This window comes from Bacillus bruguierae (assembly GCF_037104725.1).
GTDB lineage: Bacteria > Bacillota > Bacilli > Bacillales > Bacillaceae_G > Bacillus_A > Bacillus_A bruguierae.
The window spans coordinates 14348-29048 of record NZ_JBAWSX010000029.1 but is presented as its reverse complement, the minus strand read 5'-3'; the positions used below and the strand labels follow the sequence as shown (position 1 = coordinate 29048).

The 14701-nt window shown below is 31.6% G+C and carries 20 protein-coding genes and 1 pseudogene; 11 read left to right on the top strand and 10 right to left on the bottom strand.

Going from position 1 to position 14701, the window contains the following annotated elements; all coding sequences use genetic code 11:
- Nucleotides 1-413 precede the first annotated feature (413 nt).
- The 3 genes from WAZ07_RS25610 to WAZ07_RS25600 are packed head-to-tail and all read left to right on the top strand — an operon-like array spanning nucleotide 414 to nucleotide 1334.
- Nucleotides 414-611: a hypothetical protein gene (locus tag WAZ07_RS25610; protein WP_336474652.1), complete on the top strand. Its 198-nt coding sequence runs from the start codon at nucleotides 414-416 to the stop codon at nucleotides 609-611.
- Between the two features lie 36 nt (nucleotides 612-647).
- Nucleotides 648-1178: a hypothetical protein gene (locus WAZ07_RS25605; protein WP_336474651.1), complete on the top strand. Its 531-nt coding sequence runs from the start codon at nucleotides 648-650 to the stop codon at nucleotides 1176-1178.
- Between the two features lie 24 nt (nucleotides 1179-1202).
- Entirely contained in the window at nucleotides 1203-1334 is a 132-nt protein-coding gene (locus WAZ07_RS25600; RefSeq protein ID WP_265959947.1) for a hypothetical protein, read from the top strand.
- A gap of 580 nt (nucleotides 1335-1914) precedes the next feature.
- On the opposite strand, the gene WAZ07_RS25595 is transcribed toward WAZ07_RS25600, so the two are convergent.
- The 3 genes from WAZ07_RS25595 to WAZ07_RS25585 all read right to left on the bottom strand — a co-directional run bounded on the left by WAZ07_RS25595 (nucleotide 1915) and on the right by WAZ07_RS25585 (nucleotide 4617).
- Entirely contained in the window at nucleotides 1915-2700 is a 786-nt protein-coding gene (locus WAZ07_RS25595) for an endonuclease/exonuclease/phosphatase family protein (protein ID WP_336474650.1), read from the bottom strand.
- 378 nt (nucleotides 2701-3078) lie between these two features.
- Nucleotides 3079-3696 carry a stage II sporulation protein M gene (locus tag WAZ07_RS25590; protein ID WP_336474649.1) on the bottom strand — a complete coding sequence of 206 codons (618 nt, stop codon included), beginning with the start codon at nucleotides 3694-3696 and terminating at the stop codon, nucleotides 3079-3081.
- A 108-nt stretch (nucleotides 3697-3804) separates the two neighbouring features.
- Nucleotides 3805-4617 (bottom strand): lipid II flippase family protein, encoded by an 813-nt coding sequence (locus tag WAZ07_RS25585; RefSeq protein WP_336474648.1) that lies wholly within the window; start codon nucleotides 4615-4617, stop codon nucleotides 3805-3807.
- Nucleotides 4618-5224: 607 nt separating this feature from the next.
- Here WAZ07_RS25585 and WAZ07_RS25580 point away from each other — a divergent pair.
- Both WAZ07_RS25580 and WAZ07_RS25575 read left to right on the top strand, forming a co-directional pair.
- The gene (locus tag WAZ07_RS25580; protein WP_336474647.1) at nucleotides 5225-5542 is read left to right on the top strand and encodes a PadR family transcriptional regulator; all 318 of its coding nucleotides are present in this window, start codon (nucleotides 5225-5227) and stop codon (nucleotides 5540-5542) included.
- Nucleotides 5529-6092: a DUF2812 domain-containing protein gene (locus WAZ07_RS25575; RefSeq protein WP_336474646.1), complete on the top strand. Its 564-nt coding sequence runs from the start codon at nucleotides 5529-5531 to the stop codon at nucleotides 6090-6092. The genes WAZ07_RS25580 and WAZ07_RS25575 overlap by 14 nt, the downstream gene beginning before the upstream one ends.
- A gap of 953 nt (nucleotides 6093-7045) precedes the next feature.
- Here WAZ07_RS25575 and WAZ07_RS25570 read toward each other — a convergent pair.
- From WAZ07_RS25570 to WAZ07_RS25555, 4 genes are all read right to left on the bottom strand, one after another.
- On the bottom strand, nucleotides 7046-7423 hold the full coding sequence (locus tag WAZ07_RS25570) for a hypothetical protein (RefSeq protein ID WP_413788952.1): 378 nt from the start codon (nucleotides 7421-7423) through the stop codon (nucleotides 7046-7048).
- 224 nt (nucleotides 7424-7647) lie between these two features.
- Nucleotides 7648-7947, bottom strand: a complete 300-nt coding sequence (locus tag WAZ07_RS25565; RefSeq protein ID WP_170857768.1) for a DUF4306 domain-containing protein — start codon at nucleotides 7945-7947, stop codon at nucleotides 7648-7650.
- Between the two features lie 7 nt (nucleotides 7948-7954).
- Nucleotides 7955-8386: a helix-turn-helix transcriptional regulator gene (locus WAZ07_RS25560; protein WP_336474645.1), complete on the bottom strand. Its 432-nt coding sequence runs from the start codon at nucleotides 8384-8386 to the stop codon at nucleotides 7955-7957.
- 388 nt (nucleotides 8387-8774) lie between these two features.
- Nucleotides 8775-9221 carry an NUDIX hydrolase gene (locus WAZ07_RS25555; RefSeq protein ID WP_336474644.1) on the bottom strand — a complete coding sequence of 149 codons (447 nt, stop codon included), beginning with the start codon at nucleotides 9219-9221 and terminating at the stop codon, nucleotides 8775-8777.
- A gap of 296 nt (nucleotides 9222-9517) precedes the next feature.
- On the opposite strand from WAZ07_RS25555, the gene WAZ07_RS25550 reads away from it, so the two are divergent.
- Nucleotides 9518-9898 (top strand): ammonia permease, encoded by a 381-nt coding sequence (locus WAZ07_RS25550; RefSeq protein ID WP_336474643.1) that lies wholly within the window; start codon nucleotides 9518-9520, stop codon nucleotides 9896-9898.
- Nucleotides 9899-10224: 326 nt separating this feature from the next.
- Here WAZ07_RS25550 and WAZ07_RS25545 read toward each other — a convergent pair.
- Nucleotides 10225-10398, bottom strand: a pseudogene (locus WAZ07_RS25545) (DUF3967 domain-containing protein); the annotation flags it as partial.
- A gap of 259 nt (nucleotides 10399-10657) precedes the next feature.
- Here WAZ07_RS25545 and WAZ07_RS25540 point away from each other — a divergent pair.
- Nucleotides 10658-10780 (top strand): hypothetical protein, encoded by a 123-nt coding sequence (locus WAZ07_RS25540; RefSeq protein ID WP_336474642.1) that lies wholly within the window; start codon nucleotides 10658-10660, stop codon nucleotides 10778-10780.
- 268 nt (nucleotides 10781-11048) lie between these two features.
- On the opposite strand, the gene WAZ07_RS25535 is transcribed toward WAZ07_RS25540, so the two are convergent.
- On the bottom strand, nucleotides 11049-11210 hold the full coding sequence (locus WAZ07_RS25535; RefSeq protein WP_336474641.1) for a hypothetical protein: 162 nt from the start codon (nucleotides 11208-11210) through the stop codon (nucleotides 11049-11051).
- 304 nt (nucleotides 11211-11514) lie between these two features.
- On the opposite strand from WAZ07_RS25535, the gene WAZ07_RS25530 reads away from it, so the two are divergent.
- The 4 genes from WAZ07_RS25530 to WAZ07_RS25515 all read left to right on the top strand — a co-directional run bounded on the left by WAZ07_RS25530 (nucleotide 11515) and on the right by WAZ07_RS25515 (nucleotide 13583).
- Complete coding sequence (locus tag WAZ07_RS25530) at nucleotides 11515-11697, top strand: WXG100 family type VII secretion target (RefSeq protein ID WP_336474640.1); 183 nt, start codon at nucleotides 11515-11517, stop codon at nucleotides 11695-11697.
- Between the two features lie 61 nt (nucleotides 11698-11758).
- A complete protein-coding gene (locus WAZ07_RS25525) occupies nucleotides 11759-12253 on the top strand; it encodes a GNAT family N-acetyltransferase (protein WP_336474639.1) in 495 nt (164 codons plus the stop codon).
- A gap of 148 nt (nucleotides 12254-12401) precedes the next feature.
- The gene (locus WAZ07_RS25520) at nucleotides 12402-12758 is read left to right on the top strand and encodes an Imm3 family immunity protein (protein WP_336474638.1); all 357 of its coding nucleotides are present in this window, start codon (nucleotides 12402-12404) and stop codon (nucleotides 12756-12758) included.
- A gap of 126 nt (nucleotides 12759-12884) precedes the next feature.
- Nucleotides 12885-13583 carry an endonuclease V gene (locus WAZ07_RS25515; RefSeq protein ID WP_396548854.1) on the top strand — a complete coding sequence of 233 codons (699 nt, stop codon included), beginning with the start codon at nucleotides 12885-12887 and terminating at the stop codon, nucleotides 13581-13583.
- A 315-nt stretch (nucleotides 13584-13898) separates the two neighbouring features.
- Here WAZ07_RS25515 and WAZ07_RS25510 read toward each other — a convergent pair whose 3' ends face one another.
- Nucleotides 13899-14327 carry a hypothetical protein gene (locus tag WAZ07_RS25510; protein WP_336474637.1) on the bottom strand — a complete coding sequence of 143 codons (429 nt, stop codon included), beginning with the start codon at nucleotides 14325-14327 and terminating at the stop codon, nucleotides 13899-13901.
- Between the last annotated feature and the right edge of the window lie 374 nt (nucleotides 14328-14701).

Here is a 14701-nt window from a genome sequence, read left to right as displayed (position 1 = left end):
TGTACTTGCTTTGCTTTCTAAGTCAGAACCACTGGTCTAATGCCGGTGGTTTTCTTTCTACAATAAGGGTTTGGGGCCGAGGACGGACCCAAATAGTAATGGTATTAAGATCATAATGGTAATATGGTACAGCCAACGTACTGACATAAAACCCACGTTAAGGGTTATTTGCACCGTAACAATACTGTACGTTTATGTTACAAATATTATCGAAAAACAACTTTTTGTAAAAAATGTATTGCTGTGACCTGTTTTTACACGTATCTCGGCTGTCTCCCAAATTCGTGGGGTTTCGCCCCCACACGACGAGCCAGCACTCACACCCAAAAACAAGGGGAAAATAGAGAATATCGCTTTTTATTATTTTCACGTGTTAATATGGGATAAAAAGGGATTTGAATGGGAGTGATTATATGAAAAAATCACCATATATAATTTTTGCGACTGGACTTAGTACGCTTTTTTTAATTAGATATGGTTTGTTAATATTTTTAGCATATTGGAGAGATCAAGAAATTGCTCAAAGCAATGTTATTATGTTCGGAATAGGGATGCTTTTATTATTATTTGTAGTGATTTTTAATAGACGTAATCTTGGTAATGTCAAATAGGGGTAGGTATACTAGAAGACAGATAGGGGTAGCAGTATGGGTGAAAAGAAATTTATAAACTATGAGAAAGATCCAGAGTATTTAAACGACTATGTAGCATTTACAAGTAAAAAGTTTGGAAAAACCTATTATTTGACTACAGACGTTAAGGGGTACACAGAGTATGAATTGGAAGCGTATATTGTAGAACTGGAAGCATATAAGAAAAAGAGAAGAAAGAAAAATTGGATATACTTTGGTTGTTTTGTATTGTTTTGTATAGTCTTGTCAGTAATAGAGGGGTATCAAAACGATGAACTAGTTGCGAAAGGTAAGCCAATAGAAGCACCTGTTCTTGGGAGACATGTTGAGACCGAGTATCTTATCCTTGAACACCCTACTTTAGAATTGATTGTTGATGATAAAGTTAAAAAGTTATGGGTAAAGCAAGAGTTGTATGACAGTATAACTGTCATGGATAAGGTGAAGGTAATTGAATATAAAGGTGAGATTAAGTTAGACCCTAGATACGAAGGTGAAGACTTAATTATAAGGTTTATTAAAAAGGAAAAAGAAGTAGGAGAGTAAAATAAAAAAAGGTGTGGTATCAGTATGGAGATGAAAGATAAGGGGCAAGAAATTAAATCAAAAGAATCAAACGATAAGCCTTTAGCTTTTGGTTTTATTCTTTTCATTGTACTCAGGTATTTTTGCCCAAATCCCCGAGATGGGGGAATTAGCTAAATTTATAGCTATGTCAAAAGGTAGACCTTATGACATAGCTATAAATCTAGAATTTTTCATTTCAAAAATACAACTTATAATTATTTGAAATATTTCAATTGAAATGTATATGTTTTGACATAATCATTTTTAAAAGACGTTAAAATCCTTTGTTTATAAGGATTTTTTAATAATCCGCTTGCTATTCCCCCATTTCGAGGGGATGGGCAAAGAAACTCAACACCGGATTTTAATACAATAAATGTTGCGAATGAAAATGTTGTAAGGGAAAACATGTGGTCTAAGCAAAAAAATAATGAGCTGCCCATATGGACAGCTCATTTACATAATTCACCTTAGCGGAAGTCATTTTTTCTTATGTATTTTCATCTTTGTAATTTCTTTTCGAGAATGATTTTTGGCTCTCCTTCGTCATCGGTATAAGTTCCGATAACGTCAAACCCACTTTTGATATTTGGGGTACCACCAACATTTTGACATGAAACCCACATTAAGGAATTTATTGGAAATAAAGAGCCTGTTTTCTCCTTAATTTAGAAAAAATAGGCTGAATTTGTCTTCTTCTTTAGTTATATTAAATCTATGTATCTATAGTAATTTCCATCAAAACCCCATAATGATCGCTAGGCAGTACCTTTGCTTTAGTAACCGGAATATTTCCAAACACTTCTACTTTATTTATGGGTGGAAAATTTAAGTTATTGTTTTTCTTAATTAAAATCCAATCATATCGAGCTTGTATCTTTAAATTTGATTCGTTTTTTATGTTTAGATTATTTATATAATCTAGAGTTGGCTGAGCTTTAATATAATTTTGTTCTTCTTTAAACTGTGCGACATCTAACCAAAGATTATTAGTTAGGTATTGATGAATACTTGAATGCGGATCATCATTAAAGTCACCACAAAGAATCTCGTACGGTTTAGCTTTATTCTCTTTGAAAATCCAGTTGTGTACTGATCTAATTTGTTCTTCTCTTATTATTGGGGATCTCCAATTTAGATGGACATTGGTTATACCAAATTCATAATCTCCATATTTGAAAGTAATTCTAATCGCACAGTAGTTTGATTTCTTAGTATTCTTGTGCCAAATAACATCTTCAGTACAAATTGGAAATTTACTTAAAAAAGCTAGTCCTTCATCTGGACAATCGGGGTATTCTTTAAAAATACAAAATGGAAAACCTGTTTTATTTGCGATATGTTGTGCAACACTTATACCTTTTTTATTATCAATATAAGTTCTGACTTCCTGGATAGCAAGAATCTCAGGATCAATATTTTTAATTTCTTCACAGATTGCATTTAATCGTTCAAACCATAAAGTTTGATTATTCCAAATATTAAAGGTAGCAATTCTCATTATATCCTCCCATTTTTGTAATATTAAATCAGTAAAAACTGTTCCTTTTCTTGAATATGTTGAAGTGTATTTTTCAGATTAACTGATGTATTATCGAGAAAAAAGCGAGAAGGAGCTCCAAAACTTTTCCCAACCTTTTTTCCTAATTGTATCATCCGAAGGAAGCAATTTGTTATAAAAACTGGATGTATAGGGTATTTATAGATAGTTAACATAACGCATCATTATCGGGATTCAATGTATTTAGAAGACTATTAAAAATCCTCCAGATTGTTTAACTGGAGGACTTTAGTGTTCACATAATTTTTGTTATTGGAAGTTATAAGCACAGTTTGTATTATGTTTAGGTAAATCTTAATCTTCATCAAGCATATAAAGTTAATGAAATAAATCAAGTATAATATCAGCTATGTAAGTTTCTAAGAATGCAGCAATGATAATTATAGGTAAAGTTAAAACAGCATAAATTTTTATTACTTCTAAAATCTTTTTACTAAGAGATACTCTTTCTTTATCCTTTTTGAACATAATTTTTAATTTGATTCTAATAAATTTATTTAATTCAAAAAGAATGGCCGCAAATAAACAATAAGCGAAAACTTCAAAAAGGGAATGAGGGAGGGTAGAAATTATCATCCCAAAACCTTTTTTAAAATCAGATTGTAACACAATTCCAAAAACAACCCCAAGAAGTGAAGAAGTTGAAATTATATGTATAACATATAAAAATTGTATTGGAATCAAGGCTAATATAAACATTTGTAAAGGCACAATAAAACCATTATTAACAATATATTCCCATGCCTTTTCTATACCTGTTGATTCCTTTACTGTGTCTGGTAGTCTATTTCCTATCCTTTCCACTATTTCTTTTAAATCGGGATTGATTATAACAGTTATTATGGTTGCAATAACTGTTAGTGCTACCCCTAATATGAAAAAGTTAATAGCTCTTTTAAATACAATTTTATTAATTACATTCGAAATAACTCTCACCCCTTTTTCTAAATTTTACCATCCAGATAATACGGTAGTAAAGAAATTTCTCTTGTATATCGTATACATAATTGGTTTACATAACGTCTCAAAAGAGGAAGTGAAAATTTATCCTAATAAGGACTTAAGAAAAGAGCTTGTCCAAACTATGACATGTGCAAATGGAATGAAAAATAATTGAGCAAGCACGGTTCCGAGAAATCGTGAAATCATAAGCCATCCAAATGTTTTATTCATAATTGCCACTCCGTTTTCCTGTTGCAGAGAGCGTTCTGTTAAGATTGCAATTTGCGGATCCAATAAAAGCGTTAGTAGAATCGTTGCAATACCATTGATTAACCCTGTCATTTGATTAGAAGCTGTAGCAGATTGTGGGCTTAAAAGAGTTGCATATAATGTAGCAAGAACACCTACTGTATATACACCCGTCACTATCATGTTAATTAACATAATACGTTTTGGAATCCCACCTATACGAAGACGATGAATCATCTCTAATCGAGGAATTGTGACGTATTGTCTTGTGTAGCGTAGTTTCTGAATGTTGGTGACTTTCATCATGCCCAAAATAGAACCATCAACTTCTAAGCGTTTAATCATAGAAATAGATAGTTTTGTAAAAGTAGGATACAGAAAAAGGGCTAAGAGTGTTCCAATAGAAGCAGAGAGTAGAATAAGCCGAAAGGGCATAATAACTATACTTGGATCTCCATTCTCTTTTGCAACATCTACCATTCCTCCAACAAGTGGTCCTTGTATCATGTTAGATGTACGAGAGATAAGTAAGATAATACCGGTAAGCGACGTTGCCACCATAATTTTTGCAAGTTTTATACCACCAAGCCTTATACTGTAAGACAATGTTTCACTTGCATGAATTAAAATAGTAAACACAATAATTAGAAGTAACCGTATATCCATAATAAGTCTCCATTTCTGTTATAAGATACTACTTTCTTTTTTGTTAATATTACAGCAAGCAACTCCCTCCCTTTTGGAGAGGGAAATGCCTCCTACTTTTGTTTATTCTCTTCTAAAAGTTTAATAATTTGTTCGTTCTGCCTAATTTGTTGCTCGAAGTTATTTCTAATTAGTCGAAGATTGTCCCAAATCAGAATGAGAAAAACGATTGAAACTATTGCAATCAATACAGACGTAATCCCCCACCGTTTTTTCCTAATTGTACCATTTTCAAGGAGTGATTTGTTGTAAAAATTGGATGTATATATCCAGAGATAATATAGTTGTTTAATTTACAATAAAGTCATTTAAAACATAATAAAGTTGTTTAAAAAATGCTGGTCATGTTATTCAACAATTGGACCATTTAATTGAATAAGACTACACAAAAAGTCGCTTTCCCTTACGTAAGGAAAGTGACTTTTTAGATTGATTTTTCCCTTGTTATCAAGCTATTTACTTTAAGTTCCTTTGACCAATTTTGAAAATGTTGTTGACTATTCAGTTGAACTGTATTACGTTATTATTAAGTTGAACTATATAGTCGAACTGAATAAAGGGTGAGGATATGAAACATAAATTATTACCGTTGTCTGAAACCATGCATTATATTTTATTAGCTATGCATGAGCCGCTCCATGGCTATGCCGTAATGCAGAAGATAGAAAAGATAAGTAACGGTACTGTTATTTTAGCAGCTGGTACATTATACGGTGCGATTGAAAACTTGAATAAGCATGGTTGGATTGAGCCTGTTGGAGAGTCAGGTCGGAGAAAAGTTTATATGATAACTGCGGAAGGAAGAGCCATTTTGAAAATGGAACAAAACAGGTTATTGCATATTTTATCCCTGTACGAAGGAAGTGAATCGAATGAAGAAATTTAAGGTATTTTTTGATATCGAAAAAGAGGAGCAATGGCTGAACGAGCAATTACAAAAAGGCTATCGTTGTACAAATATTAGTGGATTAGGAATATACACTTTCGAAAAAACCGACAAGAGATATGTGATGCGACTAGATTATCAAGATTATTTATCAAAGAAAAAGTTCAAAGATTACAAAGGGATATATGAAGACTTCGGTTGGATTTATATAAATGGCTCCTGGCTTGGTGGAATTTACTGGCAAAAAGAAGATGGTGAGCAAAATGAAATCTACTCGGACCGCCAATCAAAGGGTAATTATTATAAAAGATTAATGGGTTATTCATTTTGGTTGGGTATGCTGTGTTTAGCTTATTCTTATATGCCTTACAAGAATTCGGGATTATATCATGAAGGTCTTTGGAGTATGAAAGGTTCATTATTTTGGAAAGCATTTTTATTTGAAACTCCATTTGTCCTTTTGAAGTTGTTTCCCGCACTTCTGGTTGTTTTTTGGGGTAGCAGTTTCTATAAAGCTTATCAAAAGTATTCAATGTTAAAAGAAGAATAATGCGAGAAGGCTAATTATGAACTTTTTTTAATTCAAAGAAGTAATTGAGGATAATGTATCTACCACAGTCGGGCGCTTTAATGGAGGAATGATCACAAAAATTATCAAACTTTTTTATAAATGGATGATTCAATTGAATATAGAAAAAGCGTGTTTTGAACAATCTTTTTTCGAAGCACGCTTTTTTATTTGCTCTTTTATCAAGGTTTATTAAGTTAATTTAATCAAACTTTATTCAAAAGCTACAAAAAATGCTATTTTATTAAGGTTAAAATAAAATTTTCTCACTTTGCACAGCTGCTGGATCAATAGTAAGATGTACTCGACTACCAATCATTCTGTCAGTCTTTATTGCGGCTCCGTGTGTACGGGGCTGATTTTTTGTAAAGAAAAAGCACCATTTCGAGTGCTTAATACTTAACATATGGACCTCTGTGCTATCCCTATTAGGGGTCACCTTATATATCTATCAACTTAAGAATGTCCCCTCACATTTAGAATCGTTTCCTTACCCAATCTCTAAGATACAGGGGTATTCTAAAAAAACTTCCTTAAAAATCCCAAAAACATATTGTAATATTATTATTTTTATAATACAATGAACTTATAAAGTTCTTAATATTCAGAAAACTAAAAAGGAGGAATTATTATGGCAATCGCAATGGCAATTTTAAAATTTTTAGGTGGAATCATTCCATTTGTTCAAGAACTTCTAAAAGCTTTTGCGTAAACTTTACTTTTTTACAATGAATTATCATCGTATAAATGATCTGTTTATCAAAGTTAAATTGATGTACAGATCATTTGTGTGAATCTAAATAATAAAAAGGCTTAATTTCCTTACAAGGAATAAGCCTTTTTTATTATTTCTTGTAAAAAAATATATAGATGTTTTTGGCCATCCCCCGAAAAAACGAGTTAAGTTTTACATAATTCTCGTTAGCAGAAGTTAATTATATTTTTCTACGTACTAAATAAAAAGCTAACGACCCCATAATAACAGGTGCAACGAAATAAAAAAAATGTGAAAAAGAAAAAGTAAAAAGAAAAAGAAATGGTGTAAGTGTATAGATAACTGCTAGTCCTATAAATACAGGAATTCCAAATTGAAACTCTCTACATCGTTTGATTTTCCTGTATAACACTTCCCCAATTAGACAAGCTATAAGAGCTGGTATACTACCATAAATGACGATAGTTTTAATGAATCCAAATACAACGTTCGGGTGAATAAAGCTAGGATTAAAAATATATGAAATCAAGAACCATCCAAAAATAAAAGCAAATAGACTTGCAGCATAACTAATTACAAATTTTATCAACGTAATCACCCTCACAATTTCCTAATATTATCTTCATTGTACCATTATATAGATAGATAAAATGTGAAATAAATGTAGTATACATGTGAGTTTGACATAACGTCCTATTATCGGGATTCAATGTATTTAGAAGACTATTAAAAGTCCTCCAGATTGTTTAACTGGAGGACTTTAGTGTTCACATAATTTTTGAATTCGGAAGTTGAAAAAAGTGTAATATTAGTTACAAATATTTAATTTACTATGTTTTTTGGGCTATGGCGGAATTTCCTACTAATCCAAGAAATAATTATTCCAATGAGAATTAAGAAAGATAAAATACAGACAATACTTATTATTGGTTGGTATTTAAAAGCATAAATGAACTTATCAATCTCATAAATTTGTTGAGATTCAGTGGCAGTTTCAGGAGTAAAAACAATATGTTTCTTCCAATTTTCTTCAAGCATAATATACGAACCTGTCCAAGAAGTCGCAACGTAAGTATAGAAAAATACAGGTAATAGGATGATAAAGATTAGTAACTGTTTCAAATGATATTCACTCCCCATTCGCTAACTCACTTAATCGTATTAAATTTTCTTGTTTATCAAATGAACTAAACCATCGATACTGTTGACTGACTAAATTCTGCTGCAATAGAAAACTCCCTTTTTTATCAATTTCCTTCCACCAGACTCTTCCGCCCATTGTTTTATTCTTTGGTCTATCTAATCCATCGTGGGCAATAGTTTCAACAACTTCTAAGGGTTCATCTCCTAGAAGTGATTGTAGAACCTCACTGTCTCTAAATAATGCACATATAGCTATTACAATTGTCCATTCTGATAATGTTCTTCCCTTCTCAATTTGAACAAGTGTCTTTTTGGAAATCCCCGAAATTTTTGACATTTTATCTTGTGAGTAGCCTTTTTCCAACCGAATGAGTCTTATTTTGTTTGAAATAAGTTCAATAATGTGCTCCTTATTCATAACAGCCTTCCTTCTTTTTTTAAAAAAAGTTACATTTTGTATCTATAGGTGTAATTTTACACCACTCGATATTAGGAAGCAAGATTTTTCCTTTTCGTTTTAATCTTATTCAACGATAAAGTTTGTCTAAGCTAATAAAATTAACCTGACCTTTTAGTTGAATAAAGAGAAATGTATATCTTATTCACATGAGGTTAACATAACGCATCATTATCGGGATTCAATGTATTTAGAAGACTATTAAAAGTCCTCTAGATTGTTTAACTGGAGGACTTTCGTGTTCACATAATTATCGTTAGCGGAAGTTAAAATTATCTTTTTTGATAGATACAAGAAATTAAGAACTGGTCCTTACTCAAGAAAAGCACCCGTTAATTCAATAACCATCTCACATAATTTTTTTCAATAACCTTACCATAAATGGTGTCTTTAATGTCTCTTTTATTAGTGAATTTTTGTGTTTCATAAAATTATTGATCTGTTTTCTTCTATTTGGAACCATTAACAAAGGTAATCTACTAGGGTTAAACCACCCAATTTTTGCAGTTTCAGGTCCATTATTTATTGGTTCTCCCCCTAGTAATTTTCCTGAAAATATATGTTGCATATCATCGTATTGAGGTTGGTGATATTCTCCTATTTTACGTTCAATAGCAATTATATAGCCCGTTTCTTCTTTAGTTTCTCTTATAGCACACTTATCTAACTGTTCATTCTCTTCTAATCTTCCCCCAGGCAAATCCCAGATAGGATAATCATTTCGTTTAACTAGCAATATTTTGCCTGCATTATTATCAACAATAGTAAAACACCCTGTGGTTTTTATAGTATTCATTATAAATATAATCTCCTTAACTTACTCAATTGCCAACCAACTTGTATTTCTCTTTGTCTAATAAATTTTCCTTCCTACTGAATTAAACTGGCTCTTTAATGGAACAACATAAGATGAATATCCTATACAAGTCCGGTTAACATAACGCAACATTATTAGTAGTCAACAATGGATAGAATTTTCGTTATGGGGGGATTTTGATTTTTTAGGTTGATGGTGATGTGGTGCTACCTCACAATATTCAAAATGTCCCTTATGTTGTAAAATATAGCTTATTAATTTGAAGGAGATTATATATGTACATCTTGAGCTTTCTTTGGATTTTCTTTATGCCTATTCTTGTATTATGTGGACTTTTTGGTGGGGTTTTCCTAATTATTACAGGGGTTAAATATCGTAAATTACTCGTGATTGTAATGGGAGTGCTTAGTCTTTCTTTTGTTGTGCTACCTTATGTTTTTTGGGGTATGGGGATTGATGGAGATAAAATTCCCTCTGTTCCAACTGTTCTATACTGGATCCTATTTTCTTTAACTGGGTTATTAGCGGGATTCAATGGACTACAGGCAAAAATTAAAAGCATACGCAATATGGGATTTATTATTTTTACTATGGGAATATTAGGGGCTATTTTCTACTATTTAATGTCTGTACCTGATTCATTCTATATCAAATAGTTTTTCTAATTTACTTTGCACTTTACGTCACGATTGCTCCCTCTACCCCTAAAAAGTGGGTACAAGTTGTCTTTTTAAATTGTAAAAATAGCGATGAATAAATATGTATGTAAGGTTTACATAACGCAATAATTTATGAGAAGCAAGAAAAACGCACAAACCTTTTCTAACATTGGATTTGTGCGTTTTCTTTTTCTATCATACTATGCATGATTTTATACATTGTAGAGATATTGGGATTTTTCAAGTTTACAAGCGTTCTGTATTAGTACAAAAATCTGTATAGAATTCTGTATAAAAAAGTCTGCATATAAGCAAGGCTTTTTCTATTTCCAAAATTGCCACCACTTTTTTTGTTGGGTGGCTGCAATCAATTTTTTAGTCTCCTGGTTTTCACGGATCATAGCCATTAGGTTTTGATCACGTTCATCCATTCTTTAAATCACAGCTTTTTGAAAATCCTGTTGTTGTTTTTGCTGTTCAGATCACCATTCTTTTAAACATCTAAACATTTGAACTAAACACTATTCAAGCAATTAAACACTTCTACATCTAACAAGGGTTTCCTTGTTTTTTTGTTTAGATGGCTGTTTAGATAATATACGACTAGTTTAACATCTGAAAAAGCAATAATTTTCTTAAAAGATAAATTTAACTTCTGCTAAGCGAGGTTACGTTAACTAGAGTATATTTTCTTTATTTTTTTTGTATAATTTTGATCTATTTACTAATAGATGATAATGGAGAGGAATTTGAGAAATGAAATTTTATGAATGGAATAAGCAAATTCAAGAAATATTTCATCAATATCCTGAGCAAGATGCAGACGTTTTTACTGTCATCGCTTCTGTTTTAGCCATTTTTAAGTTTGTTAGGAATTAAAAAAGCATCTATTTAGATGCTTTTTTATATTTAAAGATAAATAATAAGATTTTTTGTTCATAGTTTCTATTATCTCTTTATTTACAGTATTTTGAATGTATACTTTTGTTGTATATTTTGAGGGTATCAAGGGATTTGGTGTAGAGCCAATATTTTAGGAGGTATGAAAGTAAACAAATATGCAAAAGTTTACTTTCGTTTTTATCAAAAATAAACAAGAACTTGTGGGAATACTACAGGTTCTTGTTTAGATAAAGGACAGAAGTATCTATTCCTTTTCTAGCCAAGCAATAGGAATTTCTTTTTCACCAGCTACTTCAAACTGAATTTCTCCATTTACTTCAAAAACCCGTTCAATAATGGGTATTGTAATCATTTTATTTTCCTTTATTTTTCTCTTTCGTACTAGTTCTAAGTCAATAATATTCATGATGAAATCCCCTTTTGTGTATGTAAGACAGAGAAAAAAAGCACCCACATGAGTACTTTTTTAACTTGAATCACCATTTTACTTTTTGAGCTGTTACTCTATGTATATTTTACCATATTTATCTATAACATTTGTTGATAAAGTTATTTTATTCCAATTTTTGATGATTTATAAGTGTACGTATCAGGGACATAGTTTTTGAGACATTCGTATATACATTTACGGATTGTTCCCGTACTAACTCTATAAATTTGCTATAGTTGTACTAGAGATTTTATACATAAAGATGGAGGGAGGAAATAAATTGGGACAAGTACGTGTTGATCCGGATAAATTAGAAGCAGCTGCGGATTTCATATCACGAAACAGAGAAGCTATGGAAAGAGTAATTCGAGAACTTTTACAAGTCACGTTCGAATTACAGATGTCTTGGGAAGGGATCGCACGACAACGATTTTTCGATGAATTTTTCTCAAAATGGAAATAACATATATTGTACGATATAATTATTGTGATTATTCTATTTATTTGGAAAATGAGGTGATTGTTTGATTGAAATTAAACGCTGCCTTCTTGATAAAATTCACGAGTCAGATTATAAAAATATAAAGGAATTATACATGAATCAGGAAGTAAGAAAATATCTTGGAGGCCCCCGTAAAGAAGACACAATGAAAGATGTTTTAAATAATATGTTAAACCCAGGTACGAATTGTTGGTACTGGGTAGTTAGGGAAAAGCAAACAAATGAGTTCATGGGTATAGTATCTCTTGACCCTCATCATATTGGAAATGATATTGAAGTGTCTTATCAATTTCTACCACAATGGTGGGGGAGCGGTTATGCAACCGAAGTAGTAGAAGCAGTAATAAATTATGCTTTTACTGAATTAAAATTACCAAAGATAATTGCAGTAACTCAAATGGCTAACACACCTTCTCGTAAGCTTTTGGAAAGGTTACATATGAAACTAGTTCAAACATATCACAGATTTGGTGCTGAGCAAGGGGTATACGCCATTGAAGCACCACCAACTAACTAATATCGATACGGGAATCAACAAAAACCAAGGTGTTCTCATATAAGTAAATAAAAAACACTTGAGGGTCTTTTATGGGCAACAAGTGTTTTTTATTTTAAGATTACAACATAGGATTAAGCCATAATATTTTCTGTTGGAGGGGGATTCAGTGGAATACTGGGAATACAACGAATTATTTGAAGCAATCAAAGAGGACTATAATGAATTTTTAAGTTTAAATAGAGGATATAGAGAGGCAATAGCGAGACTAGTCGATGAATACTGGAATTTAGGTAAGATAGAGGATGTTGTGGTAGATACTGCAATAGGAGAGATTTTAATTACTCATGACAAAGTTTTCGTTGGTACTGCTGAAAGGATAACAAAGTGTTTAAGTATGTTTAACTCGTTAGATGCGAAAGAGGAGTTAACTAAAGAGGAAATTGCAGATTTGTCTAATAGAATAAAAAAAGTATTGGAAGGGCTAAAAAAGGTAGAAATGGATTATAATCCATATGCTGGATAGTTTTTGAGAAAAGGCTTCTCAAAGGTAGAAATACAGTATAGGATTTGCGATAAAAATGGTCAAATTATTGAAGAAAAAAAGCTAACTAAATAAAGATTTAGATTATGTGAAAAGTTTGGGTGAAAAATGATGAAAAAACACGATATAGATGAGCTAGAGAAGCTGCAAAAACAATTATCAAGTAACATTTCTTTAAAAAATACATTTAAACTAACGGATATAAAATTAGTAGCGGGAATAGATATTGCTTATTGGTCTAATGAGGGAATTGACTATGGAGTCTGCTGCATTGTTGTGTTTGATTATCTTACAAAGGCAATTATTGAAGAAGTTCATCATATAGACAAAATTGAGTTTCCTTATATTTCTGGTTATCTAGCATTTAGGGAATTACCATTAGTGCTTGATACAGTTAAAAAATTAAAAAATTTTCCAGACTTATATATGTTTGATGGAAATGGTTATTTACATAATCGTCATATGGGGATCGCAACGCATGCGTCTTTCTATTTAAAAAAGCCAACGATTGGAGTAGCCAAAACGTATTTAAAAATAAATAATGTTGATTTTATCGAACCTGAAAATGAGTTAGGTTCGTATACTGAAATCGTTGTAAATGAAGAAGTTTATGGAAGAACGCTAAGAACTAGAGAAAATGTAAAACCAATTTTTGTTTCTTGTGGTAATTGGATTGATTTAGATACTGCTACCCATGTCGTTTTGCATTTTGTAGAAAAAAATAGTCGTTTACCTATTACAACAAGATACGCAGATTTAGCTACTCATGAAGTAAGAAGAGAGGAACTTTCAAGGATAAAAAAGTAAGTACAGTTTCAAAAGCTAATAAAGAAAGACACTTCTTTAGATGAATATAAATTATGACAATGAAAAGAGCTAATGTTTCAAATAAGAAACATTAGCTCTTTTTTGATTCAAGAAATTGAAGGTAAGCACCAAACGCTAAGTACTCCCAGTGAATGATGATACTTTTAAAGGTGTATGATGTTAGTGGTGGAGGACAAGAGTTTGGAATACCCAAGCCTCGACATCCTGACTTTGAAGAAACTCTCGAAAAACCTAATCAGTATTTATCGGAAGTCCTTTAGGATAAGAATCTGTTGATTTATCGTATAAGCTATTTTAAGCCGTTGTAAACCAGCGAACAGCAAAATAACTTTCTTCCGTTTCCATGACAAAAAATTCATCATTCCATTCTGGTTCATAAGCATAAGCCATTCTGATTCCTTCAATAGGGAACTCGATAGGTTTAATAAGAGGAGCATATCTGTTTCTTAATTCTATGAATTCTTCTTGGGATATTGCTTTCAATTCTTCTTGTTCCGCTCTAATTTTTTTTTCAAATTCCCACATAGGCATATCTTCAATGTGTTTTCCTTTATACCAAAACCAATGCATATTTCTTCGTTCAATGAATATGCACTTTGCTGCGAAATCTTCCAAGGTTTCAATCGTGTCGTAACTTCTTTTTCCTTTACTATGTTCAAAAACATATATTGTCTCTTCACCGCATTCTGATAATTCATCATCTTCTATTACAAAATATTTCACATCTAACATCTCCTAGCTTCTTATCTTGTGAATACCCAATATCTTTTTGAAAGAAAAATAATGTATACCATATTCATCAAGGGTAAAAACTTTTTCTCTTCTAAGATCTTTATGCAAGAATGGATATATTTTTGTTTTATTATATAAATCCATTTTAATTCTTTGACATATAAGTCGCTGCTATGCAGAATACCCCATGACCTGCACATGCTTTCTTCTTTTGTTTTAAACCTTGCATGTGGCAGAAAAAGGACCTGACCGTTTCTATGCATGGCCAAATGCTCTCGCCCGCCTAAAAAGAAAGCGGGTTTTTATGTCGATTTTTTAATTTGTATTTATATAGGTATATCTTATTGGTGTATTATGTAAAATTT

Bases quoted from the DNA above. Each gene is read 5' to 3' on its own strand.
- WAZ07_RS25550 (WP_336474643.1), top strand. From the start codon at position 9,518: ATGTACATCTTGAGCTTTCTTTGGATTTTCTTTATGCCTATTCTTGTA.
- WAZ07_RS25540 (WP_336474642.1), top strand. From the start codon at position 10,658: ATGAAATTTTATGAATGGAATAAGCAAATTCAAGAAATATTTCATCAA.
- WAZ07_RS25585 (WP_336474648.1), bottom strand. From the start codon at position 4,617: ATGGATATACGGTTACTTCTAATTATTGTGTTTACTATTTTAATTCAT.
- WAZ07_RS25605 (WP_336474651.1), top strand. From the start codon at position 648: ATGGGTGAAAAGAAATTTATAAACTATGAGAAAGATCCAGAGTATTTA.
- WAZ07_RS25515 (WP_396548854.1), top strand. From the start codon at position 12,885: ATGATGAAAAAACACGATATAGATGAGCTAGAGAAGCTGCAAAAACAA.
- WAZ07_RS25575 (WP_336474646.1), top strand. From the start codon at position 5,529: ATGAAGAAATTTAAGGTATTTTTTGATATCGAAAAAGAGGAGCAATGG.
- WAZ07_RS25610 (WP_336474652.1), top strand. From the start codon at position 414: ATGAAAAAATCACCATATATAATTTTTGCGACTGGACTTAGTACGCTT.
- WAZ07_RS25580 (WP_336474647.1), top strand. From the start codon at position 5,225: ATGAAACATAAATTATTACCGTTGTCTGAAACCATGCATTATATTTTA.
- WAZ07_RS25535 (WP_336474641.1), bottom strand. From the start codon at position 11,210: ATGAATATTATTGACTTAGAACTAGTACGAAAGAGAAAAATAAAGGAA.
- WAZ07_RS25555 (WP_336474644.1), bottom strand. From the start codon at position 9,221: ATGAATACTATAAAAACCACAGGGTGTTTTACTATTGTTGATAATAAT.
- WAZ07_RS25595 (WP_336474650.1), bottom strand. From the start codon at position 2,700: ATGAGAATTGCTACCTTTAATATTTGGAATAATCAAACTTTATGGTTT.
- WAZ07_RS25600 (WP_265959947.1), top strand. From the start codon at position 1,203: ATGGAGATGAAAGATAAGGGGCAAGAAATTAAATCAAAAGAATCAAAC.
- WAZ07_RS25560 (WP_336474645.1), bottom strand. From the start codon at position 8,386: ATGAATAAGGAGCACATTATTGAACTTATTTCAAACAAAATAAGACTC.